This window comes from Roseibium sp., assembly GCF_048261595.1.
In the GTDB taxonomy this organism is placed as follows: Bacteria; Pseudomonadota; Alphaproteobacteria; order Rhizobiales; family Stappiaceae; genus Roseibium.
Genome location: NZ_JBLXFW010000004.1, coordinates 72,283 through 97,713, shown reverse-complemented (window position 1 = coordinate 97,713; position 25,431 = coordinate 72,283). Strand labels below are relative to the sequence as shown.

22 protein-coding genes are annotated in these 25,431 nt (G+C 58.7%); 11 read left to right on the top strand and 11 right to left on the bottom strand.

Translation table 11 applies throughout. The annotated features are described in order from the left end of the window. Positions 1 to 13: 13 nt before the first annotated feature. The 4 genes from ACN0SY_RS14040 to ACN0SY_RS14025 form a co-directional block, all read right to left on the bottom strand. Entirely contained in the window at positions 14 to 622 is a 609-nt protein-coding gene (locus ACN0SY_RS14040; protein ID WP_417688112.1) for a hypothetical protein, read from the bottom strand. 184 nt (positions 623 to 806) lie between these two features. Then, complete coding sequence (locus ACN0SY_RS14035; RefSeq protein WP_417688110.1) at positions 807 to 1,673, bottom strand: SDR family oxidoreductase; 867 nt, start codon at positions 1,671 to 1,673, stop codon at positions 807 to 809. A gap of 11 nt (positions 1,674 to 1,684) precedes the next feature. Next, positions 1,685 to 2,524, bottom strand: a complete 840-nt coding sequence (locus ACN0SY_RS14030) for a TrmH family RNA methyltransferase (protein WP_417688108.1) — start codon at positions 2,522 to 2,524, stop codon at positions 1,685 to 1,687. Next, on the bottom strand, positions 2,521 to 3,489 hold the full coding sequence (locus ACN0SY_RS14025; RefSeq protein WP_417688106.1) for a class I SAM-dependent methyltransferase: 969 nt from the start codon (positions 3,487 to 3,489) through the stop codon (positions 2,521 to 2,523). The genes ACN0SY_RS14030 and ACN0SY_RS14025 overlap by 4 nt, the downstream gene beginning before the upstream one ends. A 228-nt stretch (positions 3,490 to 3,717) precedes the next feature. Between ACN0SY_RS14025 and ACN0SY_RS14020 the strand changes: the two genes are divergently transcribed. The 5 genes from ACN0SY_RS14020 (at position 3,718) to ACN0SY_RS14000 (ending at position 9,562) form a co-directional block, all read left to right on the top strand. After that, complete coding sequence (locus ACN0SY_RS14020; protein WP_417688104.1) at positions 3,718 to 4,689, top strand: GAF domain-containing protein; 972 nt, start codon at positions 3,718 to 3,720, stop codon at positions 4,687 to 4,689. A 377-nt stretch (positions 4,690 to 5,066) separates the two neighbouring features. Next, positions 5,067 to 5,759: an SRPBCC family protein gene (locus tag ACN0SY_RS14015; protein ID WP_417688102.1), complete on the top strand. Its 693-nt coding sequence runs from the start codon at positions 5,067 to 5,069 to the stop codon at positions 5,757 to 5,759. Between the two features lie 75 nt (positions 5,760 to 5,834). Next, entirely contained in the window at positions 5,835 to 6,323 is a 489-nt protein-coding gene (locus tag ACN0SY_RS14010) for a (2Fe-2S)-binding protein (RefSeq protein ID WP_417688100.1), read from the top strand. Positions 6,324 to 6,386: 63 nt separating this feature from the next. Next, complete coding sequence (locus ACN0SY_RS14005; protein ID WP_417688098.1) at positions 6,387 to 8,747, top strand: xanthine dehydrogenase family protein molybdopterin-binding subunit; 2,361 nt, start codon at positions 6,387 to 6,389, stop codon at positions 8,745 to 8,747. A 14-nt stretch (positions 8,748 to 8,761) separates the two neighbouring features. Continuing rightward, complete coding sequence (locus ACN0SY_RS14000) at positions 8,762 to 9,562, top strand: FAD binding domain-containing protein (RefSeq protein WP_417688096.1); 801 nt, start codon at positions 8,762 to 8,764, stop codon at positions 9,560 to 9,562. A 79-nt stretch (positions 9,563 to 9,641) separates the two neighbouring features. On the opposite strand, the gene ACN0SY_RS13995 is transcribed toward ACN0SY_RS14000, so the two are convergent. Then, complete coding sequence (locus ACN0SY_RS13995; RefSeq protein WP_417688094.1) at positions 9,642 to 12,077, bottom strand: methyl-accepting chemotaxis protein; 2,436 nt, start codon at positions 12,075 to 12,077, stop codon at positions 9,642 to 9,644. Between the two features lie 298 nt (positions 12,078 to 12,375). Further along, the gene (locus ACN0SY_RS13990; RefSeq protein ID WP_417688092.1) at positions 12,376 to 13,134 is read right to left on the bottom strand and encodes an SDR family NAD(P)-dependent oxidoreductase; all 759 of its coding nucleotides are present in this window, start codon (positions 13,132 to 13,134) and stop codon (positions 12,376 to 12,378) included. A gap of 130 nt (positions 13,135 to 13,264) precedes the next feature. Between ACN0SY_RS13990 and ACN0SY_RS13985 the strand changes: the two genes are divergently transcribed. Beyond that, positions 13,265 to 13,510 (top strand): (2Fe-2S)-binding protein, encoded by a 246-nt coding sequence (locus tag ACN0SY_RS13985; protein WP_417688090.1) that lies wholly within the window; start codon positions 13,265 to 13,267, stop codon positions 13,508 to 13,510. A gap of 30 nt (positions 13,511 to 13,540) precedes the next feature. Beyond that, positions 13,541 to 14,032, top strand: coding sequence for a bacterioferritin (gene bfr / locus ACN0SY_RS13980; RefSeq protein ID WP_417688088.1), 492 nt, complete (start codon positions 13,541 to 13,543; stop codon positions 14,030 to 14,032). 30 nt (positions 14,033 to 14,062) lie between these two features. Here the strand turns inward: bfr and ACN0SY_RS13975 are convergent, their stop codons facing one another. The 5 genes from ACN0SY_RS13975 to ACN0SY_RS13955 all read right to left on the bottom strand — a co-directional run bounded on the left by ACN0SY_RS13975 (position 14,063) and on the right by ACN0SY_RS13955 (position 19,908). Then, positions 14,063 to 14,665 (bottom strand): hypothetical protein, encoded by a 603-nt coding sequence (locus tag ACN0SY_RS13975; protein WP_417688086.1) that lies wholly within the window; start codon positions 14,663 to 14,665, stop codon positions 14,063 to 14,065. Between the two features lie 302 nt (positions 14,666 to 14,967). Continuing rightward, a complete protein-coding gene (gene hrpB, locus ACN0SY_RS13970) occupies positions 14,968 to 17,436 on the bottom strand; it encodes an ATP-dependent helicase HrpB (protein ID WP_417688084.1) in 2,469 nt (822 codons plus the stop codon). Between the two features lie 6 nt (positions 17,437 to 17,442). Further along, a complete protein-coding gene (gene glk / locus ACN0SY_RS13965) occupies positions 17,443 to 18,489 on the bottom strand; it encodes a glucokinase (protein ID WP_417688082.1) in 1,047 nt (348 codons plus the stop codon). Further along, complete coding sequence (locus ACN0SY_RS13960) at positions 18,489 to 18,917, bottom strand: methylglyoxal synthase (protein WP_417688080.1); 429 nt, start codon at positions 18,915 to 18,917, stop codon at positions 18,489 to 18,491. Before ACN0SY_RS13960 ends, glk begins: the two co-directional genes overlap by 1 nt. 229 nt (positions 18,918 to 19,146) lie before the next feature. After that, positions 19,147 to 19,908, bottom strand: a complete 762-nt coding sequence (locus ACN0SY_RS13955) for a DUF1194 domain-containing protein (RefSeq protein WP_417688724.1) — start codon at positions 19,906 to 19,908, stop codon at positions 19,147 to 19,149. A 668-nt stretch (positions 19,909 to 20,576) separates the two neighbouring features. Here ACN0SY_RS13955 and ACN0SY_RS13950 point away from each other — a divergent pair. From ACN0SY_RS13950 to ACN0SY_RS13935, 4 genes are all read left to right on the top strand, one after another. Continuing rightward, positions 20,577 to 21,560, top strand: a complete 984-nt coding sequence (locus ACN0SY_RS13950; RefSeq protein ID WP_417688078.1) for a sugar-binding transcriptional regulator — start codon at positions 20,577 to 20,579, stop codon at positions 21,558 to 21,560. Between the two features lie 74 nt (positions 21,561 to 21,634). After that, positions 21,635 to 22,633, top strand: a complete 999-nt coding sequence (locus tag ACN0SY_RS13945; protein ID WP_417688076.1) for a BMP family lipoprotein — start codon at positions 21,635 to 21,637, stop codon at positions 22,631 to 22,633. Between the two features lie 166 nt (positions 22,634 to 22,799). Then, positions 22,800 to 24,326, top strand: a complete 1,527-nt coding sequence (locus tag ACN0SY_RS13940) for an ABC transporter ATP-binding protein (RefSeq protein ID WP_417688722.1) — start codon at positions 22,800 to 22,802, stop codon at positions 24,324 to 24,326. Next, positions 24,323 to 25,429: an ABC transporter permease gene (locus ACN0SY_RS13935; protein ID WP_417688074.1), complete on the top strand. Its 1,107-nt coding sequence runs from the start codon at positions 24,323 to 24,325 to the stop codon at positions 25,427 to 25,429. The genes ACN0SY_RS13940 and ACN0SY_RS13935 overlap by 4 nt, the downstream gene beginning before the upstream one ends. Positions 25,430 to 25,431: the final 2 nt, after the last annotated feature.

The following is a 25,431-nucleotide window of genomic DNA, read 5'->3' as shown; positions in this document are numbered from 1 at the left end:
CTCGGATCCCTTGTTAGCTCGCAGCCGCGCCGCGGCGCTGAAGTTCGGTGAGGTTGACTTCGACGGTTGCTGCGCCAATCGCCTTGCCGGAGGTCTGATCGGCAATCGCCAGGTTCAGCTGCGCGCGCCAGATCTTGCGCTCTTCGTCCCACTCGGCCTCGTCGATGAACACTGCATCGGGAGCGACGCTGAAGGTTTTCTGGAACTTGGCTTCGTCGCCCTGCCAGTAGTCGCCGGTGATCGCGCTCTGGCCGACGTTCAGGCCGTTGGAATCCATGATGAAGATTTCCGTGTAGAGGCCGGTTGCGCCGGCCTGGACACGGAGAAGGTAGGACGACAGAGGCGCCGAAAGCGTCGCCGAAATAAGAGGCTTGTCGTCGTTCTCGCGTTCGGCTCGCCACTGCTTGTCCAGGGCATCGATGCCATCCTGTGCGAGTTGGCCCCGCAGCTGGTTTTGCGCGGTGATCGACAGGTTTACGATCGGATTTGCGAGCCAGTCACGCACGTCGTCGATGAACGCAGGTGTCATCAGCGCTTGCGGGTCTGGCGCAGCAGGTTGAGCCGTGAGTGGGAGTGGGGTCAGAAGCGCCAGTAATCCCGCCACGAGGAATTTTTTTGTCATGATCATCTTGAATTCCCTAGAGGCAATTTCAGGGTCGAAGATGAACTGTATTTGTTAATGAAACGTGCAAATATTTCCCTTGGTTGTGATGGCTATAGGTATTTTTATCGATAAGGTATACTTGAGTTTATATGGCTAACTCTAGGTTGCGTTTGTCTGTTTTGTTGTATTTTGGGGGAGTGGCTCAAGTATCAGTATAGTTCTTGAGCAGCTCGATTAGGGCTGGCTTGTAACTTGGATAGGCAAGGTTGTAACCAAGTTCATTTTTCATTCGCTTGTTGGAAACCCTTTTATTTTCACCGTAAAATGATCGAGCCATCGGTGTCAGGTCAGCATCTTCAAATGCAACTTCCGGGGGTGGGGTGGCGCCAAGAAGTTCGGCCGCGAAAGAGACCACATCCTGTGGCGGAGCGGGTTCATCATCTGTGATGTTGTAGACCCGGGTAGTTGGCGACGCCAATGAGGCTTCAAGCGCACCGGCAATATCGTCTACGTGGATCCGGTTGAAAACCTGACCGTCCTTGATCAGTCGCCGTGCCGTGCCTTTTCGGAAGTTCTCGAAAGTGTTCCGTCCCGGGCCGTAGATGCCGGACAGGCGGTAGATCTGAACAGGAAGGCCACATTCGACGGCGAATTGGAGCCAAGCTGTCTCTGCGGCTACGCGCTGAATGGATCGCTTCGACACCGGCTTGCATGGAGTATCTTCGTCTACCCAGGCGCCGTCATGGTTGCCATATACTCCGACGGTGGAGAGGTAACCGGTCCATTGCGGGCGAGCGGCGGCGACATCGTCCTTGTGATGCAGCAATACGGGATCTCCGGCCTCGTCCGGAGCAATTGAGACAAGGACATGGGTTGCCGAGCGCAAGGCTTCGACAAGTTCGTCAGACTTTTGTGCACCGTCGAACAAGAATGGCTCGATACCCTTGGCCTTGAGTTTCTCAGCCTTTTCGCGAGACCGTGTGGTGCCGCCGATCCACTCGCAACGGTCACGAACCTTTTCGATGAAAGCCGTGGACGAATATCCGACGCCGAACACGAACAGGCGCATGTCATTTTCCTTCAAAGTGCTAGGTGCTTGCGACGAATCTCGTAGAGAGATATCCCGGTCGCGACCGCGAGGTTCAGACTGTCGGCTTCCCCGACCTGAGGGATGCGGATCAGGGTCTTGCAGACCTCCGCCATGTCATCCTCAAGTCCCTGTTGTTCGTTCCCCATGACCAGGAGCACCGGTTCGGAGTAGTCCGGCTGACGGTAGTCCACGGACCCCTTGAGATGGGTCGCTGCAACAGTTCCAGGCCACGCGGTGGCAAGCGACTTGAACCGATCCTTGCCGGTTTTCACGATCGGAACGTGAAACAGGGATCCCATGGTCGCGCGTACTGTCTCGACGGCGAAAGGGTCCGTGCAGTCTCCAACAAGTATGATCCCGCTCGCTCCGACAGCGTCGACGGTGCGAATGATGGTGCCCAGGTTGCCCGGATCGCGCACCCGGTCGAGGGCCACCCAAACGGTGGAGTCCTGAGGACGGATGCTGTCTATCGGCATAAGCTTCTGCTCGTAGACGCCGACAACCATTTGCGGATTGTCCTTGCGCGTCATGGCCGCGAGCACGGCGGTATTGACCTCGAGGATCAGTGCTCCCCTGGCCTTTGCCGTTGCAGCCGCTTTTTGTGCAACTGGATGATCGCGGGCGTCCGGCCCCAGGACCAGGTACCGTACTTCCCATCCTGCATCGAGCGCGTCCGTCGCGAGCTTCAGGCCTTCCGCAACAAATAGACCCGATTGGGTGCGGTACTTGCGCTGGGAAACAAGGGCCTTGATTTCCTTTACGATAGGGTTCGAGTGGCTGGTGATCTGCTTGACCGCGCCCTGGCGTTTGGTCCTTGTCGTATCGTTCATCGGCTGCTCCACCGTGAGAACAGTGACGTGGAAAGGCAGCGCTTGCCGTTTTCTTCGCGAATGACAAGCTCGCCGGATTCCAGAAGGCCGCCCTGCTTTGATAGTTTCTCCGACATCAGTTCATGGATCGAGACGAAGCTGGATCGGATGGCATAGGCGGTGAGGATCATGAACAGGGCGTCCTTGTCGAGGAGCTGCTGGAGATCATCGAGCATCCCCGGCAGGCTCGAGTAAATGTCCCAGACCTCTCCCTTTGGTCCTCGCCCGTATTTGGGTGGATCCAGGATGATCCCGTCATACGTGTTACCCCGGCGGACTTCCCTGGCGACGAATTTCGAAGCATCTTCGCAGATCCAGCGGATCGGCAGATCATCCAGTCCTGAAAGCGCCTGGTTCTCGCGTGCATAAGCGATGGCCTTTTTCGATGCATCGACATGTGTGACATGCGCACCATCTGCCGCAGGCAGCAGGGAGGCGAGGCCGGTATAGCCAAACAGGTTCAGGATCTTGAGCTGCTTGCCAGGCTTGAGATCGGCTTCCTGTCTGATCTTCTCGCTCACCCAGTCCCAGTGTGCGGCTTGTTCCGGGAAGACACCGACATGCCGGAAGGACATGAAGCGGCCAACATAGCGCACGGGGCCATAGGCCATGTTCCATGTCTCGGCCACATTGCCGGAGAACTTCCAACGGCCTGGACCTTCCTCGTCCGTATCCCCGGTAAAGACTGCATTTGCCCGGTCCCAGACCGCTGGCTTGAGGCGTGGCGTTCCCATAGCCTGAGGCTCCGGGCGAATGATCGTATGCTGACCATAGCGCTCCAGCTTGCGTCCCTCTCCCATGTCGAGGAGGCGGTAGTCCTTCCAGCCTTCCGTCTCCAGGATCACCGGCCAGCGTTCGGCGGGCGGTTGCCCCTGTTTGGCAAAGGTGGTTGCTTCAGCGTTGTGGTGGGTGAGCGTATCCGCCAAGGTGCACTCTTTCTCGTCTCTTTTAATATCGCTTGACCTGATGGCATTATGCGCGAGGAGCGCGGCGGTCAACAAATGACGGTGCCTTTTTGCATGAAACTCCGTTCTAACGGTCAAATTGGACCTCGAACGCAGGAGGTCAGGTGAAAAGCTTTTGACAAGTACGCCGGGTTTTGTTCGAGTTGACGCAACTGCAGGCTGGGAACCTGCAACGAGGGAGGAATGCAGATGCGCTCGACAAACATGGCACTGACCCATGTGGACAGGGTCGCGACGACCGTGCAGGAAAGTGCGACAGCGACGTTGTCGCCCGTCGCAGCATCCTGGCGCCGGTCCATGGTTTATTACGGTCTCGATCCGGCACGCCGGTCACCTACCCGCCGTTTGTCTGGCCCGGAGCTCGACCGGGCGCGGGAGAAAAACGGAAATCTGCTCGAAGTGGCCAGGCCCAGCCTGGAGCGCCTCTACCAGACCGCGGGCACCGCAGGGTGTTGCGTCGTGCTGACAGATGCTGAGGGCGTCATTCTCCAGGCGAACAGTACCGCTGCGGACCGCCATCATTTTGCAGAATGGGGTCTTGCCGAAGGTGCGATCTGGAACGAGGCGAATGAGGGGACGAACGGCATTGGAACCTGCATTGCCGAAAAGAGACCCGTTGTCATCTTTCAGAACGAGCATTTTCGCGCGCAGAATATCGCGATGAGCTGCATGGGTGCACCGATCTACGATCCAAGCGGAGAGATCATTGCGGTTCTCGATGTCTCGAACTGCCGGAAAGATCTGACGCACTCGTTTGCCCAGGTTCTTGGCTCCGTGGTGACCGAGAGTGCCAGGTCCGTGGAAAGTGAGCTGTTCCAGCGCGCCTTTCAGGGAGCGCGGATCATTGTTGCCGAAGGGCACGGATCAAGCGGTGTAGCGCTGCTTGCCGTCGATGAAGATGATCTGGTCATTGGTGCAACCCGTCATGCGCGCCGACGCCTCGGCTTGTCTGGCGAGATCCTGCAGGCAATGCCATCGCTGCACGAGGTGATGGCAGGATTGAGAACCAGTCAGGATAGAGGCCGTGTCGAAAAGGGCGAGATCAGAAGGGCTTTGCTGCGCCGGCGCGGCAATGTCTCGGCTGCTGCTCGCGATCTTGGGATCAGCAGGGCAACCATGTACCGTCGCATGAACCAGCTGGGCATCCTGAGCGAGAACTGACGTCTCGCGTTATGGCAATGTCTCATCGGTGAGACACATTTGACAGATACTTGATGCTGGCGGCTTTGCGTTGCCTGCTGCGTTCGGGCAACCTGAAGCTAAAGGTGCGATCGACACCTGTGTATACGTGGCTTTGGGAGGAGCACCGTGACATCAGTTGAGAGCCGACATTTCATCGGGGCAGTGCGAAGGTACGGAAACCGTCTCGCGGTGACTGCGGTTTTCCCTCTTGCCTCGATTTTCCGTGATGCCTCTATTGCACGGCTCTACCACGATCGCTTTCGCAGCCTCGTCAAATCCTGCATTTCAGGCCCACTTTGCGGTTATGACTTTCAGTCCGCGGAAGCGACATCGAATTTACGAAAGGTCCCAGTATCATGGACATGAGCGGTGAATACAGGATCCCGGCATCCCGCGAGGCCGTGTGGGAAGCCCTGAACGATCCTGCAGTTCTCAAGGACTGTATCCCGGGATGCGAAGAACTCGAAAAGGTAAGCGACACGGAAATGACCGCCGCCGTGACGTCGAAGATCGGCCCGGTCAAGGCAAAGTTCAAGGGCGAGGTGAAGTTCGAGAACATCAATGCACCCGAGAGCTACACCATAGTGGGTGAAGGCAAGGGTGGCGTCGCCGGTTTTGCAAAAGGCGGAGCAGATGTGCACCTCGCCGAAGATGGCGGTGAGACCGTTCTAACCTACACCGCCAAGGCGCAGGTTGGTGGGAAACTCGCCCAGCTCGGCAGTCGGTTGATCGATTCCACCGCAAGAAAAATGGCTGATGAATTCTTCGGGAAATTCTCGGAGGTCGTTACGGAGCGCGCCGGTGCTGGCGGGTCGGGCGCCGAACTGGACCCGGGACTTGCCGAAGAGGCAAAGACCATCGCAATGGAAGACGCCCCTGCGCATCTGGCCGAAGCGATCGAGGATGTCGAGCATGCCATTGAAGACCGTGTGCACGATGTCGAGGAAAAGGTTGAAGTGGCTGCTGGCAAGGGCGCTTTTGGCGGCCCCGTTGTCTGGGGTCTGATTGCCCTAGCGGCAATCATTGCAATTCTGGCCGTGGTCAACTGACAGCCGCGTTCGGATGTGTTCTCCGTCCTTGCTGGAGCGATCAGCGAAGACGGTTGGAGCTTGAGGGAGTGAGAAATGACGACAGTGTCAATGACATTGAACGGCAAGAAGGTTTCGGCCCAGGTCGAAGACCGCACCTTGCTGGTCCATTACATCCGTGAGGCCCAGGGGCTGACCGGAACCCATGTGGGGTGTGACACATCCCAATGCGGCGCTTGCGTCGTCCATGTCGACGGCCGGGCAGTCAAGTCCTGTACGATGCTGGCAGCCCAGGCAAATGGTGCGCAGGTTACCACCGTCGAAGGATTGGCAAACGGCAATGAACTGCACCCTGTCCAGGCGGCGTTCCGCGAGCATCACGGTCTGCAGTGCGGCTTCTGCACGCCCGGCATGATCATGACCGCCGTGGACATGATCGAGCGCTACGGTGCGAACCTGGATGAAAAGACGATCCGCCACGAGCTGGAGGGCAACATCTGTCGCTGTACCGGCTACCACAACATCGTCAAGGCAATTAAGGCCGCCGCCGATCAGATGGCAGCCATGAAGACCGCAGCTGAATAGACGGTCAGACAAAGACATACAGAGACATCCATAGGGAACACCAGCTGTCTTGGGAGACACGCCATGGGAGTTGAAGGTATTGGGGCACGCGCCCTGAGAAAAGAAGACAAGCGCTTCATCACGGGAAAGGGGCGCTACACCGACGATATGGTCCTGCCACGCATGACCTACGCGGCATTCGTGCGCTCGCCGCATGCTCACGCCAAGATCAAGGGGATCGACGCAAGTGCTGCGCTCGACATGCCTGGCGTCGAGGCCGTTTTGACCGGCGAACAGCTTGTCGGTGATGGTATCGGCAACCTGATATGCGGCTGGATGATCCATTCCAAGGATGGATCGCCGATGAACATGGGTGCTTGGCGCGCCCTTGAGCCTGAAATCGTGCGCCATGTCGGTCAGGCAGTCGCTGTCGTGATCGCGGATACGCAGGGTCAGGCACGCGACGCTGCCGATGCGGTGGTGGTTGACTACGAAGAGCTGCCAGCAGTCGTTGATCCGATTGCTGCGATGGGCGCCGGAGCACCACAGCTTCATCCGGAAGCCTCAAGCAACCTGATTTATGACTGGGACATCGGAGATGAAGCGGCAACCAATGCTGCCTTCGACAATGCCGCACATGTCACGCGGATGGAGATCACCAACAACCGTCTGGTGCCGAACCCGATGGAGCCGCGTGCAGCGCTGGCCGACTATGACACGGCCGAAGAGCACTTCACGCTCTACACGACCTCGCAGAACCCGCATGTCGCTCGTCTTGTGTTGTCGGCATTTTACGCGGTCGCGCCCGAGAACAAGCTCCGTGTGATTGCGCCGGACGTTGGCGGCGGGTTCGGATCCAAGATCTTCATTTATCCGGAAGAGATCGTCGCGCTCTGGGCTTCCAAGCGGGTCGGCCGTCCGGTCAAGTGGGTCTCCGACCGCACCGAGGCCTTCCTGACGGACGCTCACGGCCGTGACCATCGCTCGACTGCCGAACTGGCCATCGACGCGAACAACAAGATCACCGGTTTCCGGGTGAAGACCGTGGCGAACCTCGGGGCCTACATGTCCCTGTTCTCCTCGTCGGTTCCGACTTACCTCTACGCGACGCTCCTGTCCGGGCAGTACGATATCCCGGCGATCCACTGCAACGTGAAGGCGGTCTACACAAACACGACGCCGGTCGATGCATATCGCGGGGCCGGCCGTCCCGAAGCGACCTTCCTGGTCGAACGGATGATGGAAACGGCAGCGCGTGAGCTTGGCATGTCGCCGGCGGAGTTCCGTCGCAAAAACTTCATCCGCTCGTTCCCGCATCAGACGCCGGTCATCATGTGCTATGACGCCGGCGACTATGATGCGACGCTCGATGCTGCGCTCAACGCCATCGACTATGCCGGCTTCCCGGCACGCAAGGCGGAAGCTGCTTCCCGTGGCAAGCTCCGCGGAATGGGCCTTTCCTGCTACATCGAAGCTTGTGGTATCGCTCCGTCCGCTGCCGTTGGCTCCCTTGGCGCTGGTGTCGGTCTCTGGGAATCTGCGGAAGTTCGGGTCAACCCGGTTGGAACCATCGAGGTCCTGACCGGATCACACAGCCACGGTCAGGGCCATGAGACGACCTTTGCCCAGCTGATTTCCGAGCGCTTCGGCGTTGACACGGACTCCGTCTCAATCGTTCACGGCGATACGGACAAGGTCCAGTTCGGCATGGGGACCTACGGCTCACGCTCTGGCGCTGTCGGCATGTCCGCCATCGTAAAGGCGCTGGACAAGGTCGAGGCCAAGGCCAAGAAGATCGCCGCCCACCTGATGGAAGCCGCCGAGGGCGACATCCAGATCGAGGGCGGTGAACTGAAGGTTGCCGGCACCGACAAGAAGTTGACCTTCACCGAAGTGGCGCTTGCCGCCTATACGGCCCACAACCTGCCTGAAGGCATGGAGCCGGGCCTGAAGGAAGGGGCGTTCTACGACCCGACGAACTTTACCTTCCCGGCAGGGACCTATGCCTGCGAGGTCGAGATCGATCCTGAAACCGGCAAGACGGAAATCGTCAACTTCGTTGCCGCCGATGACTTCGGCAAGATCATCAACCCGATGATTGTCGAGGGCCAGGTCCATGGCGGTTTGACGCAGGGCATCGGCCAGGCGCTTCTGGAAAACGCTGCCTACGACGAAAGCGGGCAGCTCCTGAGCGCGTCCTACATGGATTACGCGATGCCGCGTGCCGATGATGTGCCATCCTACCAGTTGCTGACGACGGAAACCGTCTGCCCGGGCAACCCGCTCGGCATGAAGGGCTGCGGCGAGGCCGGTGCGATCGGTTCGCCGCCAGCTGTCATCAACGCCATCACGGATGCGATCAACAACAATGACCTGTCCATGCCGGCGACACCTGAACGTGTCTGGCAGGCAAGCCGTTCCGGCATGCAGCAGGCAGCTGAATAAGGAGACCTAGTGACATGTATGAAACATCCTATCATCGTGCCGGGTCTGTCGCGGAAGCCACGTCCCTGATGGCCAAGGCCGACGACGGCAAGTTTCTTTCCGGCGGCCAGACGCTCATTCCGACTATGAAGCAGCGTCTCGCGGCACCGAGCGATCTGATCGATCTGCGCAACATCGAAGAGATGAAGGGAATTTCGGAAGATGGTGCTTCCGTGACCGTCGGTGCGGCAACATCCCACTATGATGTTGCCACTTCGGATGGTGTGAAACGCCTGATCCCGGGTCTTGCCTCTCTGGCGGCAGGGATCGGCGATCCGGCGGTGCGCCACATGGGCACCATCGGTGGCTCCATCGCCAACAATGATCCGGCGGCCGATTACCCGTCCGGTCTGGTCGCTCTCGGGGCAACCGTGAACACCAACAAGCGCAGCCTGGCGGCCGAAGACTTCTTCACCGGCATGTTCGAAACCGCTCTGGAAGAAGACGAGATTGTCACCTCTGTTGTATTTCCGATCCCGCAAAAGAGCGCCTACGCGAAGTATCCGAACCCGGCCTCCCGCTATGCCATGGCGGGTGTCTTCGTTGCCAAGGCAAAGGACGGCTCTGTTCGTGTTGCCGTGACGGGTGCTGGACAGGACGGTGTCTTCCGTGTCTCCGAGATGGAAAGCGCATTGTCCGGAAACTGGTCGCATGACGCCGTTGCGGGGATCTCGATCAGTTCGGCAGATCTGCTGTCTGACATCCACGGCTCTGCCGAATACCGTGCGAACCTCGTGACAGTCATGGCAAAGCGGGCAGTAGCCGCGGCTGGCTGATCGTTTTTGGCACCAGTCATCGAACTAAAAAGGGGCGGCCGATTTGGCCGCCCCTTTCGTATTCGATTGTCCTGTTTGATCAGGCCGCGGCTACGTCGCGCAGGAAGCGCTCGACTTCGTCCTTCAGGCGGTCGGTCTTGGTCGACAGTTCGCCGGACGCAGAGAGCACCATGTCGGCGGATTGGGTCGTCTGGTCGACGGCCTGCGAGAGCTCGGACATGTTGCCGGAGACAAGTGTCGTCCCTTGTGCCGCCCGTTGGACGTTCTGAGAGATCTCGGTCGTGGCAGCGCCCTGCTGTTCGACAGCTGCGGCGATGGTCGCCGTGTAGTTGTCGACCTCTTCCATGATCTCGGTGATCTCGGCAATCGCCTGGGCGGATTCATGAGTCGCACCCTGGATTGCGGCAATCTGGCTGGAGATCTCTTCAGTTGCCTTGGACGTCTGCGTCGCGAGCTCCTTGACCTCTGCAGCAACGACTGCGAAGCCCTTGCCAGCCTCGCCGGCGCGAGCAGCCTCGATAGTCGCATTGAGGGCAAGCAGGTTCGTCTGCTCGGCAATCGCCTGGATCAGGACGATGACCTCACCGATCTTGCCTGCGGACGCAGCAAGCCCTTCAACCTTTTCGTTCGTTGCCCGGGTGCCGATTGTGGCACGACCGACGACCTCAGTGGTCTGGGAAACCTGACGCGAAATCTCGCCGATTGAGGCGGCCAGCTCTTCCGCAGCGCTGGCTACGGTCTGGACGTTCTGGGTTGCCTCATCCGATGCATTCAGGGTCTGTGATGCGTGACCTGAGCTTTCTCGGGCGATCTCAGTCAGACTCTGTGCTGTTTTGTCGAGGCTTTCCGCCGTTTCGCCGACAGATGTCAGAACCTCTGATGCGGCTGCCCTGAAGTTGGTGATGAGGGCGTCGATGGTCTGCTGTCTGGCAACTCGGCCTTCTTCCTCGCGAGCGCTCTCAGCCTGCAGGCGTGCGCGCTCAACAGCATTGTTCCGGAAGACCTGTACCGTGCGGCTCATGTCACCGATTTCGTCGCCGCGATCGGTGCCAATGATGTCGACGTCCGTATTGCCTTCCGCAAGTTCGGACATGATTGCGGTTGTCCGCTGAATTGGCTTGGTCACCGCCAGGTTCAAAGAGTAGGCAAGGCCTGCACCCACTGCGATCGCTATGATCAGGGCAGAGGCGATCACGACCATGGCCTGCTGGCTCGAAGCTGCTGCCTGTGCCGACTGATCGGAAGAGATCTGCCCGACCCGGCTAGCAACGTCCGACGAAAGAGTGGACATGATGTCTGTCTGACGCGCAGCTTCTTTCTTTGCTTCCACAATGCCGGTGAACCCGGCCTTGAATGCATTGATTGCCTCTTCTGCTGCCTTCACCTCTTTGACAATGGTTGGGAAGGCCTGTGCCTGATCCTTAAGCTGGAGTTCGGTCGAGATGACTTCTTCAAGCTGCATCATGACGCCTGAGCCGTCCAGGATGGCGGCGTTGTTGAGGAACTCTATGGTCGAGGCCTTGACGTTTAGTGCACCTGCGTTCAAGGCCGCTGCTTTCCGGGAAATATCTTCAACACGGCGCAGACGATCTGATGCTTCTGCAGCGATGGCTTGGACCTTGCTGACTGCAGCGGTGGTCTTGTCACGAACAGCAGTTGCGTTGTCTGACAGAGCCGTGATCGCGTCCTTGACCTCGACCTTGAGCGAATACAGCGCCATGAAGTCGGTTGTGGACATGAGCTTATCGATCTTGGTAGCCAAGTCAGCGGCAGCGTCGGCAAGCTGGTTCAGCTCATCAGCAGTGATACCTTCGATCTGGGCCGATTTGAGAATATCGGCATTGGCGTAAAGCTCGTCAGCGCGTGCTTTGGCTTCCTGCATCTTCGGGCCGGAAGTCGAGTTGCCAGCCTCGTTGTAAAGGTTCTGCACAATCACTGCGCCTTCACCCATGGCAGCTGCGATTTGGCCGACCTTTGACGCGTTCTCTTGCGTTTCCTTCGCAAGATCTGCTGCATGTACCGCTTCAGCGCGTACCTTGTTGACCTGACCGTCAACGGCGATTGCCACTGCACCAAGGTTGGCGAGCGCGGTGTTGACCTCTGTCTGGGAGCTGTCGCGCTTGTCCAGAGCGTCGGTCAGGTCGAGGAATGTGCTGCGCAGGCCCTCTACAGCCGACGATGCTTCGGCAACGCTCTGCTCGGCAGTAGCGTCTCCGCCTACAGATTTTTTGAGGGTATTCAGTTCTGCGTTGAGGCCAACGATCGCATTGACAGTACTTTCCTTGGAAGCACCGTCGCGTGAGCGCAGGTGCTCGGCGCTCAGGTTGGTTGCGTTCTGAAGCTTGGCACTTACCTTCATTGCCTGATCGGCGCTTTCGAAACGGTTCGCAAGACCGTTGACTGCGAATGCGCCAACCGCTCCGACGATGCCGGTGAGAAGAAGGACCGCAGCAAATCCGCCGCCGAGTTTAAGGCCGATCCGCACGTTGTTAAATGTGCTCAGTATTTTCGACATTTGATGTTCCCGCCCTCAGCCGCTTGGGTAGCAGGCTTTCGTATGATGATCGAAATACTAAGGGCGATGTATAAATCTCAGGTAAACCGCCGAAAATCGAATTTGCTATAATTTACAAGGGGCGGCACTCAAAGAAGAGGGCTTTTTATCAGGAGTTTGTATTATTAGTATACTTATGAAAAATCATAAAGCTAACTTAGCGTCAATTTTTGTCAGCCCGCGCCGGTTGAGCGGTGCGGGCCGTCGGTTCATCGACCGGTGGGGCCGTTACCGCTTGGCTCGGAGTGGAGGCTCGCCCCTAAACATGCTGCCCGCCGTTGATATGGATTTCCGACCCAGTCACATAGGATGATGGCGACGTGCACAGGAAGTGGATCGTGTCGGCGACTTCGTCGGGACGGCCCAGCCTGCGGAGAGGGATATCCTCGATCAGTTTCTCCGTTCCGGGAGATAGGATCGAGGTATCTATTTCACCGGGGGCGATTGCGTTGACACGGATGCCGTGGGGGCCGAAGTCGGCCGCCATTTCCCGTGTTAGTGCAGATAGTGCGGCCTTGGAGGTAGCATATGCGGTGCCCGCAAATGGATGGACCCGCGATCCCGCAATCGAGGTGACGTTGACGATCGAGCCGCCGGCGTTTTTCAGTTCGTTGAACAACCCGCGGCCGAGCATGATTGGTGCGAAGAAGTTTACCTGGAACACATGCCGCCAAGTGTGCATAGGCGTCGTGATGGAATCCAGCCGCGCTCCCCCATCGCCCTTCGGGCTGATGCCCGCGTTGTTGACGAGTGCGTGCAACTTCGATCCATGCGGCTCAAGGCGCTTGCGCATTTCCTGGACAGCAAAGCCGAGATTCTCAGGATCCGACAGATCGACCTGAATGTGATCTTCCGGTCCCATCGGCCATGGGCATTTGTCGGAAAAGGCATGGCGGGAACAGGTGATGACACGCCAGCCAGCAGCAGAGAAGCGTTTGACCGTGGCATGGCCAATTCCGCGGCTGGCGCCCGTCAGGACTATCGTGCGCCGTTCGTCAATCGTGCTCTTATCGGTCATGCGGATTGCCTTGGTCTGCTGTTTTCGTGTAGAGAAAGGAAACTTGAGTGAATGGGTTCACTTTAATTGGTGCGTCCGGACCCATCTATGACAGATTAAACGAGAAGACGAAACGCCGCGGGCCATCTGAATGATCATCTGTTCGTGCAATGTGTTGTCAGACAAGCAACTCCGCAAGGCGGCCGAGGAAATGCGGGCGGATCCGAATGGCAAGGTTCCAACTCCCGGAGCTGTGTTCCGTCATCTAGGGTGTCGTCCTCGCTGCGGCAATTGCTTTCCGTCCGTAATCGATGTCATTCATGATACGACTGCTGACAATCAGGATCAGCAGCCATCTCGGACCTGCTGTCGACTGAAGGTTGCTGCGGCAGGCTGAATTCATGCCTGTGATCATCGAGAGGGCGGAATGAAGGGCGACACGCGGGTTATCGAGTATCTCAACAAGGCACTTCGCCACGAGTTGACGGCGGTCAATCAATATTGGTTGCATTCACGCATGCTCGAGGACTGGGGTTACCATCGGATAGCCCGAAAGGAACGCGAGGAATCGCTTGAGGAGCGTGATCACGCGGACCAACTGATCGACCGTATCCTTTTCCTTGAAGGATATCCGAACCTTCAGGTGCTCGATCATCTGCGCATAGGGTCATCGCTCAAGGACTGCATTGAGTGTGATCTTGCGGGAGAATACTCGGCGCGGGCGCTCTATCACGAAGCACGGCAGGTCTGCAGTGAAGCGGGCGATGTGGTGTCGATGAAACTGTTCGAAAGTCTCCTTGCTGATGAGGAAAGTCACATCGACTTCTTGGAAACGCAGCTGCAGTTGATCGAGATGATCGGCATAGATTCTTATTCCCAGCTGCAGGCTGTGCCCGCAGACAGTTCGTTGCCGGCGTGAATACGCTGAACTCCTGTCGCTGATATCAACTCAAAAGCTGTCAAATACGTTCGGGTCCTCAGCGGCTCGTAGCCCGGCTGCAGCCGTACTGTTCACTCCGGAAATGACATGCCTGGCGGCCCGGAAAAAATCCTCATACGCCTCCGAAAAAGGCGTGTAGCGCTTGCGAAGTTTCCACTTGGTAAACTCCTCGGGTGTTCGCTGCACGGAATTTGCCTCGTGCAGATCGTTGTAGAATACATCAATGTCGCTTGAAAGAATGGCGAGCGAATTCATTTCAAGCTGACCGGTCGCAATCGTTTCCTCGACGACCGGCACAAGCTGGTCCAGACCAAGATCTGCTATCGCTGTAAGCCAACCGGTCCAAAGGAAGCTGTCGGCAGGCAGGCCGCCGTCCTTGGGAAAGGATCGCAGCATCTTTGTAGCTTCGACGCGGGAAACCTCACCCATCAGGGCGAGATAGGTCCAGCAACGCAGGAACGCCTCGCGTACCAGCCAGTCGTGCTGTCGAGATATGGCAATGTTCCAGCAACGCCCTGCCTGGGCGTGTGCCGTCGACATCAAGACCTGCGGAATGGTGTCGGCGACGGAGTCTCCAAGGAACTCCCCGACCGTTTGGCTGTGTTGCGTCATAACGCCAATCAGCGGCGGAAAAGTCTCAGCGACCCTCAGGGCGGCCAGAATGTGGATGCCTAAGTACAAGGTACGTTCTTCATCCTGTGAAAGAGGCAGACCGCGCGATTTGCGCTCAAGCAACAGGAGGAAGAGGGGTACACAGTCGTCGGGTGCACAAAGGCATTGGGAGACACACGTCCACGGAAACCGGGTGCGTTCGGACAGACTGGCGATGATGTGGTGCCGGTTCATGAGACCCCCGCATCGGATTATGTGGCTTTTCTGCCAATTATCCAACCGGCCTTTGTCAAAAATGCGGATCAGCTTGTTGCGCGTTTGGTTCTGTTGGTCGCCTGGGCGGCCGTTGGGTCGTCGGGCCAGGGATGCTTCGGATACCGACCCTTCATTTCGCTTTTGACGTCAGTCCAGGATCCGGCCCAGAAACCGGGGAGGTCCCGGGTGATCTGAAGTGGGCGCTGGGCCGGCGAGAGAAGTTGAAGGGTCAGCGGGATGCGGCCGTCGCAAATTGCGGGATGGCTGGTTAGGCCGAAGAGTTCCTGAACCCGGATCGCGATTGTGGGTCCGTTCTGCGATCCGTAATCGATCGGAACCCGCGAGCCAGTCGGTGCCGTGAAATGCGACGGCGCCAGTCGATCGAGGCGTTGGCCGATATCATATGGCAGAAGAGCCGCCAGAGCATTGCCCAGACAGACGGCGTCGATGCTGCCGACGGCCTGCTTCCCCGCGATGAACGGTCCGAGCCAGTCGGGCAACGATGCTTGCAGCGCCAGGTCTGAGACATCTGGAAGCTCTGGCTCGCCAGTTTGCCGCAAATAGGATACCCGATCTCGTAGCCTGAGCTGGTCGTTCGTCCAAGGCAGCCGGGCAATCCCGCGCCTCTGTACCTCGCCCAACACCGCCCGCTCGATGGCAGCTTGATCCGGCTTGGATATCTGGCGCGAGTCAAGTTCCACACTGCCAAGTCGGCGAACACGACGAGCGCGGACAATGCCGTCTTTCTCCAGTGTCACGACATCTTCCTCAACGATGTCGTTGGCGAATTGCTCTTCTATCTCTTCGCGCGATATCGGTGCGCAAAGAAGAATTCGCCCGTTGGCGGCACTGCCCTGAATATCGGCGACTACCAGAAATGCTGCACCTGCAAGCGAGTGCTCCTCTGGCAGGACCGCTCCGCGGCCGTTGGCGAGACGGAACCGGCCACGCGGCCCTCGAGCCTGTGCGATCCGGTCGGGGTAGGCCATGGCAAGCAACCAGCCGGCATCCTCGGGCTCGCAAATACCTGCCTTCCCTCCGGTCAGTCGAAGCCAACGCTCTGCCATCGAGCGCGTGTCGGCCGCACGACGGGATTGATCATTTCTAAGACGGCGCAGCTGGTCGCGTAGATCCGCATCACGTCCACCGACGCCCGGATCCGACAGGAGGGCTGCCAGGTAGGTGGCGGTCAGGCCTGCGCCCCTGGTTGCACCAGCATCGACCATGTGGGCGAGTCGTGGTGCAAGGGGGAGCTTGCGAAGGCGTTTGCCCTGGTCAGTCAGTTGATTGCGCTCGTCGAAGGCATGTAGCGCGCGCAGGAGTGCCTGCGCCTCTTCCCATGCTCCGGATGGAGGTTGATCCATCAATGAAAGCTGCGTTGGACCCGATGCACCCCATGCTGCAAGGTTGAGTGCCAGCGAAGACAGGTCGGCCTCAAGAATTTCCGGCGCTTCATGAGCAGGAAGGGCAGCCGTTTGCGGTTCATCCCATAGCCGGTAGCAGACCCCTGGCTCAGTTCGCCCGGCACGGCCACGACGTTGGTCGGCAGAAGCTCGCGAAACCCTCACGGTTTCCAGACGTGTCAGACCTGTCTGGGGCTCGTACTTGGGAACGCGCGCCAACCCTGCATCGATGACGACACGCACGCCTTCAATGGTGAGAGAGGTCTGGGCGATAGATGTTGCGAGCACGACCTTGCGGAGGCCTGACGGAGCAGGGCGTATAGCGGCGTCCTGTGCCTTGCCGTCAAGCGCTCCGTAAAGTGGAGCAATGACGCAATTGTCGGGAACGACATCTTGAAGCAAGGTAGCAGCGCGTCGGATTTCGCCCTGTCCGGGTAGGAAGACAAGGATCGAGCCGGTTTCCTCCCGAAGAGCTTTCTGAACGGCTCCGGCGACCTCGACCTCGATCCTCTCGTTAGGACGCCGTCCCAGGTAGCGCGTCTCGACTTGATAGCTGCGGCCCCTGCTCTCGATCACCGGGCAGTTGGCGAGTAGTTTTGAGACCGCAGCGGCATTGATCGTTGCGGACATCGGAACCAGCTTGAGATCGTCGCGAAATGCCCCTTGGACATCAAGTGCCAAGGCCAGGCCCAGATCTCCGTCAAGTGACCGCTCGTGGAACTCATCGAAGAGGATGCAGGAAACCCCCGAAAGCTCCGGGTCGTCGAGGATCATCCGCGTGAAAACACCCTCGGTTACGACTTCGATGCGTGTGGCGGCGCTGATCTTGGTGTCCATCCGGACCCTGTAACCGACGGTCTGACCGACTCTCTCTCCGAGTTCCTCTGCCATTCTGCGAGCAGCAGCTCTGGCTGCAAGCCGGCGGGGTTCCAGCATCAGGATTTTTCCGTCGCCGCGCCAGGGCGCGTCCAGTAGCGCCAGTGGAACCCGAGTGGTTTTGCCTGCGCCAGGTTCAGCAACGATCACAGCGTTGGGCCCGCCCTCCAGTGCATGGCAGATGTCGCCTAGCACAGCGTCGATTGGAACGGCTGAGGCGAAGGTACGGCGTGTCATTTGGGGTCAGCTGGCTGCCGACAATACGTCTTCCCTGCGCCAGCGACGGCCAGACATGTCGACAGCGAACTGGTCCGGGGTCCGCGCAAAGGATGCGAGTCCTTCAAGGGCAGGGTTAGGATGGCGCACAATGTAGGTCGGGATCGAGCGCATGAGCGCTTCGTGGGGGGCCTTGGCTTCGAAGGCTGCGCGGAAAGAGCCATCCGTCAGGAAACGGGCGATGCGTGGAGTAACGCCACCGGTCAGGTAGACCCCACCTCTTGCCAGCAGGGAGAGGGCAAAGTCCCCGGCGACACGGCCCAGTGCACGCGCAAATACCTCAAGCGTCCTTACTGCGACAGGGTCGTTGGCTTCGGCAGCCGTCGTCACATCCGAGGCCGTGCTGAAAACCCGCTCGTCGCCCATCGCAAGGCAGACGCCGCGGGCGAGGCGCGGAAGACCAGTTCCACTCAGGATCTGCTCGGCCCCCAATCGACCGCCGACGCGCTCAATATGCTGGAAGACCTCGAAGTCGTCGTCCGTCACTGGACCGATCTCGACATGGCCGCCTTCCCCGGGAACAGGAATCCAAGTGTTGGCTGCGTGGATCATTGCTGCAGCTCCAAGACCCGTTCCAGGACCGAGAACGAATTTGGTGGAGGCCGGGCGAGGCGTTCCGACGCCGATCTGCTCGATGTCGTCGCCCTGCAAGCCGGGCAGCGCCAGGGCCTGGGCTTCGAAGTCGTTCACGACGATCACTTCATCCAGGTTTAGGTCATCGATGAGCTTCAGGGGTTCGATTACCCAGGAAGCGTTGGTCAATGGGATCTTGTCTCCCGTGACCGGACCGGCGACCGCGATGATGGCGGTGCGTGGATGCTTGGCGGAAGTCTGAGTCAGGATGGAGCGAATTGCGCCGGAAATATCGACGTGGTCCGCCGTTGCCGTTGCGCCGCACAGGAGTGTTTCAGCCTGCGGGCCTTCGACAAGCGCAAACCGCGCGTTTGTACCCCCGATATCAGCAACGAGGATAGGGTACTTGAACGTGTTTGCGGGCTGGTTGGGAAGGCTCATTAGCTGGATACGCTGACTTCAGGAGTTGTGGACGTCGTTTTTAAACCGGTTAGGCGCGCTGAGCGAAGCAGAATTTCGGCTGTCGACAGATTGAGTGCCATTGGAAGGTCGTAAACCAGCGCAAGGCGCATCAGTGCTTTGACATCCACGTCGTGCGGCATCGGAGAAAGTGGATCGACAAAGAAGAAGAGTCCTTGCAGCCGACCCTCGGCGATCATCGCGCCAATCTGCTGGTCTCCGCCCAGCGGGCCGCTTTTCAAAGGGGTGATATCAAGGGACGGACAACGCGCGGCGATCCGGCCGCCGGTGGTACCTGTTGCAACGAGGCGAAATCCCGCGAGCTTGTCGGTGTTTCGTGCCGCAAATTCGACCATGGCGTCTTTCTTCGCGTCATGAGCGACAAGTGCAAGGGTAGGGCGCGTCGACATGAAGTGTCCTCTGATCGGGCTGGAGTCGAAAACCGGATCAGAAGTAGCGGCATTTTTGACCTTTCGTAAAGGTGGTGCCTTGAGAAGTTTGCTCCTAGGCAGTTTTGAAGGAGTGAGCGCGGCGGACTGCGCTTTCGATTTTGGCGCCGGATCGAGGCCAGGATCCGGAAGCGGGGGCTGTTCGTGGCGATGCTCGGGCCGACCCGAGGGCGTTTCCCCTGATTTCTTGTCAGTCGAACATGGAGCAGCGGACCGGCTTGCGTGCCGACACGCGATGGACTTGCGGCTGTTCGAAGCTCAATCCGGCAATTTCCATGACCAGCTTCATTCGAATGGCATCTGCGAAGCCTTCCTTCGAACGAACGGGAATCGCGAACGAGCCGGGACCGCCGATCACGCAATCCTCGTAGTAATGGTCGAGGTTGAGCATCGCCTGCCAGGTATTGGTGTTTGCCTTCATCATCAGCGGGAGACCGTTGATGGTGATGCCGGACATCAGCATCTTGTCACGAGCCTGAGTTACTGAGCCGCCCTGGTTGTTCGGGCCGTCCCCGGAAATATCGATGACCTGACGAAGGCCCTGATACTGGTTGTTGCGGATCAGGTCGACCGATTTTGTAAGGGCGGAAGATATGGAAGTCCGTTGCACCTGGCGAAGGGGGGCTTCGGCAATCCTTGTGGCAAAGGCCTCGGCGGAAGCCTTGTCCTCGATAACGGTCCATTCGGCGACCATGAAGTGCTCGTCGACTCCGCCCCACTCCATGTATGTGACTGCAATCTTGCCGATCGGGCCGTATTTCACGGCCTCCAGGACTTCGGGGGATGTTATTGCGGAAACATACCCTGCCCGTTGCACCTCCTGCTCTTCAGTGTCCATTGATTGCGAGATGTCGACGGCCAGAACAAGCTCGACGTCCACCTCGCCGGCCGGATCATAGCTGTAGGCGAGGCTGCTCTGCCCTGCGAGAGAAAAATCCCTCGCAAACGTCATTGTCGGTGTCGTCGTGGAGACAAGGCCGGCAAGCATCGACGCGCCGGCAACGCAAACTGTTAAATTCAGTATATCGAGACGCATGACTTGAACTCCTCTTGAATGCCTCAAGGGCTGAGATGTCACGTCTCCCCATGTGTTATATTCGGACGAAATTCTTAGCGCTTCGTTCCTCGTGAAAATAACGGATAAAAACCTCCTGATGCGGTTGCACTATTTGGGAATACTGATCTCCCGAAAAGATATACTGAATCAATATTGCCGTGCCGCCTAGGGGGGATGGTGCACGCAGTGCGCTTCGTCCACAGGGTGGAGCCATGTGCTTCAATTTTTAGATGAATTGGAAACGGTGCCAGCCTCGCGTCCTATCCGCGGAGCTGAGAATGGACGCCAACGCCTGCTGTTTGAGCAATGCGGCGCCAAACAAGCACAAAGGAGTCGCAACGGCGGTTTTTTCGGGTTTTGATGCTTGACGGAGAGGGGATGTCCGGGCAAACATCTGAATAAATTCTCAGCCCATGAAGAATTTTTCGGTAGCCGCACTTGAGTTGCCAAAAGCTGGCAATGTGTTGTTACAGCCGCCTTGGTTACGGTACGCCTTGTGCGCTCGGGCTGTACGGTTTTCTGACTCGGCAAGAGTCGCAAATTCGAAGGGTGGCGTTTCGCCAATGCAGGCACGCGACGACGACTGGACCACGTATCTTGCCATCAGGGCGGCATGGCTTTCGTTCGTCGGTGGCCGCACCCAGGGTGAGATCGCTGCTCAGCTCGGCATTTCTCCGGCGAAGGTTCACCGTCTTATCGCCCATGCGCAGAAGGCTGGTTACGTCAAGTTTCAGGTCGACGGACGTCCGCTGGAGTGTCTCGAGCTGGAAGATTGGGTTTGCCGGGAGTTCGGGCTGCGCAGCTGCGTGATTGCGCCCGATCTTGGGGCCGGCGACCAGGAAAGCGCAATCCGTGCGGTGTCCTCCGCCGGTGCTCAGGTCCTCTCCGGAATTATCAGCTCGACCAATGTTCGCCGTGTCGGGGTCGGTATGGGCCGGACATTGAAGGCGACGGTCGAGGAAATGGCGAGTTTGTCCCGCCCCGATCTGGAGGTCATGTCCATCTGCGGATCCCTGACGCGGACCCTTGCAGCCAACCCATTCGATGTTGTGCAGCTTCTGCAGGGCCGAACAGGAGGTGAGGGCTATTACCTGCCTGTGCCGTATTTCGCCGAAACGCTGGAAGAGAAAGAGGTGTTTCTCGGACAGCGCAGCGTTCAGGATCTTCTGGGCCGTGCACGTCAGGCCGACGTTTTTATCGTCGGCATTGGTTCGGTCGAAGAGGAAGGTCACCTGATCCAGCGCGGCATGATCACGAAGGAAGAGCAGGACGAACTGAACCAGAGTGGCGCTGTCTGCGACCTTATGGGAAGGTTCCTGACGATGGATGGAAAAATTGCTTCCGTTCAGCTCGGCAACCGGGCTGTCGGTCTTCATTTCAACGAGATCGAGGGAAGCCGTCTGATTGCGCTGGTGGGCGGAGAAAGCAAGGTCGATGCGACCCTTGCCGCTCTGCGTGCCGGTGTCATTACCGATCTGATAGCCGATGAAACCCTGGGAAGGGCTTTGCGGGATCGGGCCGGTCTGAAGTTGGCGCATTCTGCTTGAAGGCAGGGCGTCTTGAGGGGAAGTAATCGAGGGGCCGCCCTTCCGGGCGGTTCATAGTCTCGGAGGATAAACGAGTGAAGAAGCTCCTGACGATTGGCGCCGCCGTTGCCGGCATGGCGTTTTCCGCAGCCGCCGGTGCGGCCGACATCAACCCGGCGGTTCTCTATGACCTGGGTGGCAAGTTCGACAAGTCGTTCAACGAAGCGGCCTATACCGGTGCAGAAAAGTTCACTGCAGACACCGGTGTCGCCTACCGCGACTTCGAAATCCAGAACGACAGCCAGCGCGAGCAGGCTCTGCGCAACTTCGCCAAGCGCGGCCAGAGCCCGATTGTTGCCATCGGCTTCTCCCAGGCAAATGCCGTAGAGAAGGTCGCCAAGGAATTCCCGGACATCCAGTTTGCCATCGTCGACATGGTCGTTGACCTGCCGAACGTCCGTTCCATCGTCTTCAAGGAGCATGAAGGCTCTTACATCGTCGGCATGCTTGCTGCGATGGCTTCCGAAACCGGCAAGGTCGGCTTCATCGGCGGCATGGACATTCCGCTCATCCGCAAGTTCGCTTGCGGCTACAAGCAGGGCGTGCTTGCAGCAAACGACAAGGCTGAAGTCTTCGAGAACATGACCGGCACCACCGGTGCGGCATGGAACGACCCGGTCAAGGGCGGCGAACTCGCCAAGTCCCAGTTCGACCGCGGTGCGGACGTCGTCTATCACGCAGCTGGCGGCACCGGCATCGGTGTTCTGCAGGCGGCAGCTGACGCCGGCAAGCTGGGCATCGGCGTTGACTCCAACCAGAACGGCCTGCACGCAGGTTCGGTTCTGACCTCAATGCTGAAGCGTGTCGACGTCGCCGTCTACAAGGCTTTCGAAGACGCCAAGAACGATGCCTGGACCTCTGGCTTCGAAGTTCTCGGCCTTGCTGAAGGTGGTGTTGACTGGGCTCTCGATGAGAACAACGCCAAGCTGGTCTCCGATGAAATGAAGGCAGCCGTCGACCAGGCAAAGGCTGACATCATCTCCGGCAAGATCGCCGTTCACGACTACATGGCTGATCAGAACTGCCCGTTCTGATCCCCATGAATTGCCCGCGCGCGGCGTTGAGAGCTGCGCGTGGGTTTTTTGATTTGGGTACGTGTCCACCCCGGGGGCGGCGGTGGCCCTGTTCATCGACCCGGCCGGAACTGGCGAAGTCGGACTGAACATGAACGTGCCAGCATCTTCGAGCGAGGGCTCCCTGATGACGCCTGCCATTGAGCTGCGGAAAATAAACAAGAGCTTCGGGCCTGTTCACGCCAACAAGAACATCGATCTTGTTGTGAAGAAGGGCTCGATTCACGGCATCATCGGCGAGAACGGCGCGGGCAAGTCCACGCTCATGTCGATCCTCTACGGGTTTTACCAGGCGGATCGCGGCGTCATTCTCGTGGATGGCAAGACCGTCTCCATCTCCGATTCCAAGACGGCGATCTCGCTTGGGATCGGCATGGTTCATCAGCATTTCATGCTGGTCGACAATTTCTCCGTCCTTGAAAACGTCATCCTGGGAGCAGAAGGCGGCGCACGCCTGGCCGGGGGCGTGGACGCAGCGCGCAGGGAACTTAAGCGTCTGGAAGACGACTATGAGCTGCGCGTGGATCCCGATGCGCTTATCCAGGACCTGCCCGTCGGGCTTCAGCAGCGCGTTGAAATCCTCAAGGCGCTTTTCCGTGGCGCGGACATTCTCATTCTCGATGAACCGACCGGTGTTCTGACACCGGCCGAAGCCGATCACCTTTTCAAGATCCTCGAGGTGCTCAAGAACGAGGGCAAGACGGTCCTGCTGATCACGCACAAGCTCCGCGAGATCATGGCGATCACCGATACGGTGTCGGTCATGCGGCGAGGCGAGATGGTCGCAACGCGACAGACCGCGGAAACCTCCATGGAAGAGCTTGCCGAACTCATGGTCGGCCGAAGCGTCTTGCTGCATGTCGACAAGAAACCGGCAACGCCCACGGACAAGGTTCTCGTTGTCGATGGCTTGAGCGTGACCGACAGCCGAGGCGTCCAGGTCGTCAAGAATGTCTCCTTTAACGTGCGTGCCGGCGAGATCGTCGGTATTGCTGGCGTCTCGGGCAATGGTCAGTCGGAACTGCTTGAAACCCTGTCCGGCATTCGGCCGGCCGACGGCGGAACGATCTGGATCGACGGCAAGATGATCGATCTCGCGAAGCAGGACATCGACCCGGCAGGCATGCGCGAGCGGAATATGGGTCATGTTCCCGAAGACCGGCATCGCATGGGATTGGTGACGAGTTTCGCCGAATATGAGAACGCGATCCTCGGCTATCACAACGACTCGAAGTATTCGAAGGGCATGTTCCTCGACATAGCCGGAATTCGGGAAACCGCCAGCGCAGAGATAGCGCAATATGACATCCGCCCGCCCAATCCGATGTTGAAGACGGCGAATTTCTCGGGCGGCAATCAGCAGAAGATTGTCCTGGCGCGTGAGATCGAGCGCGATCCGGAAATCCTGCTCGTCGGACAGCCGACGCGCGGCGTCGATATCGGCGCAATCGAATTCATTCACAAACGTCTGATCGAGCTGCGCGACGCGGGCAAGGGCATTCTGCTGGTGTCGGTCGAACTCGATGAAATCCGCTCACTGGCAGACCGCGTCCTGGTCATGTTCGACGGAGCCATCGTTGGAGAACGTGCTCCGGATGCGGATGAAGGCGAGCTCGGCCTCCTGATGGCGGGTGTTCATGGAGAAACGGTATGAGTGCGGGTCAACTGCCGCGTTGGGTTGATTTTGGCCTGATCCCGGCTATCAACCTGATTGCCGCCTTCCTTGTGTCGGGACTCGTCGTTCTTCTGATTGGTGAAAACCCGTTGGAAGCGGTCGAAATCCTTCTCTGGGGGTCTCTTGGCTATGGTGAAGGCATCGGCTTCACTTTGTTCAATGCCACGAGCTTCATCTTCACCGGTCTTGCTGTGGCCGTGGCTTTCCATGCCGGCCTGTTCAACATCGGCGGTGAAGGGCAAGCCTATGTCGGCGGGCTGGGTGTTGCCTTCGCCTGTCTGATGCTCGACCAGTATGTTCCCTGGTGGGTGACGGTTCCTTTCGCCGTCGCCGGTGGGGCGCTCTTCGGCGCCGCATGGGCCTTCATTCCCGCCTGGCTTCAGGCAACGCGCGGCAGCCATATCGTCATCACGACGATCATGTTCAACTTCATCGGTGCCGCGCTGATGGGCTACCTGCTTGTGGACGTCATTTCCAAGCCGGGGTCCATGCAGCCTGAGACCAGGACCTTTGAAGAGGGTGGGCGTCTGCCCCTACTTGACACCTTCCTGCCTGGCGAGTTCTTCGGCACTTCGCAGGTGAACTTGTCCCTGATAATCGCGCTTTTGTGCTGCGTGTTCATCTGGGCGCTGATCTGGCGCACCAGGTTGGGCTACGAAATCCGCACTTTCGGGGCCAATCCGACAGCTGCCGTCTATGCCGGTATTTCTCCGGTCCGCATCATCATCGTCACGATGCTGATTTCGGGCGGACTGGCCGGCCTTATGGCGATCAACGAGATCATGGGGGCGCAGCACCGTCTGTTGCTGGAATTCGTCGCTGGCTACGGCTTTGTCGGCATCGCTGTGGCGCTCATGGGCCGAGCACATCCGATCGGTATTGTACTCGCCGCGATCCTCTTCGGGATGCTCTATCAGGGCGGTGCGGAACTGGCGTTCGAAAAGCCTGCCATTTCCCGTGACATGATCATTGTCATTCAGGGCCTCGTCATCCTCTTTGCCGGTGCCCTTGAGTACATGTTCCGCCCGGCTCTGGTCCGGATCTTCAGTTTCGTCACCACCCCGAGTGGAAGCGAAGGATAGGA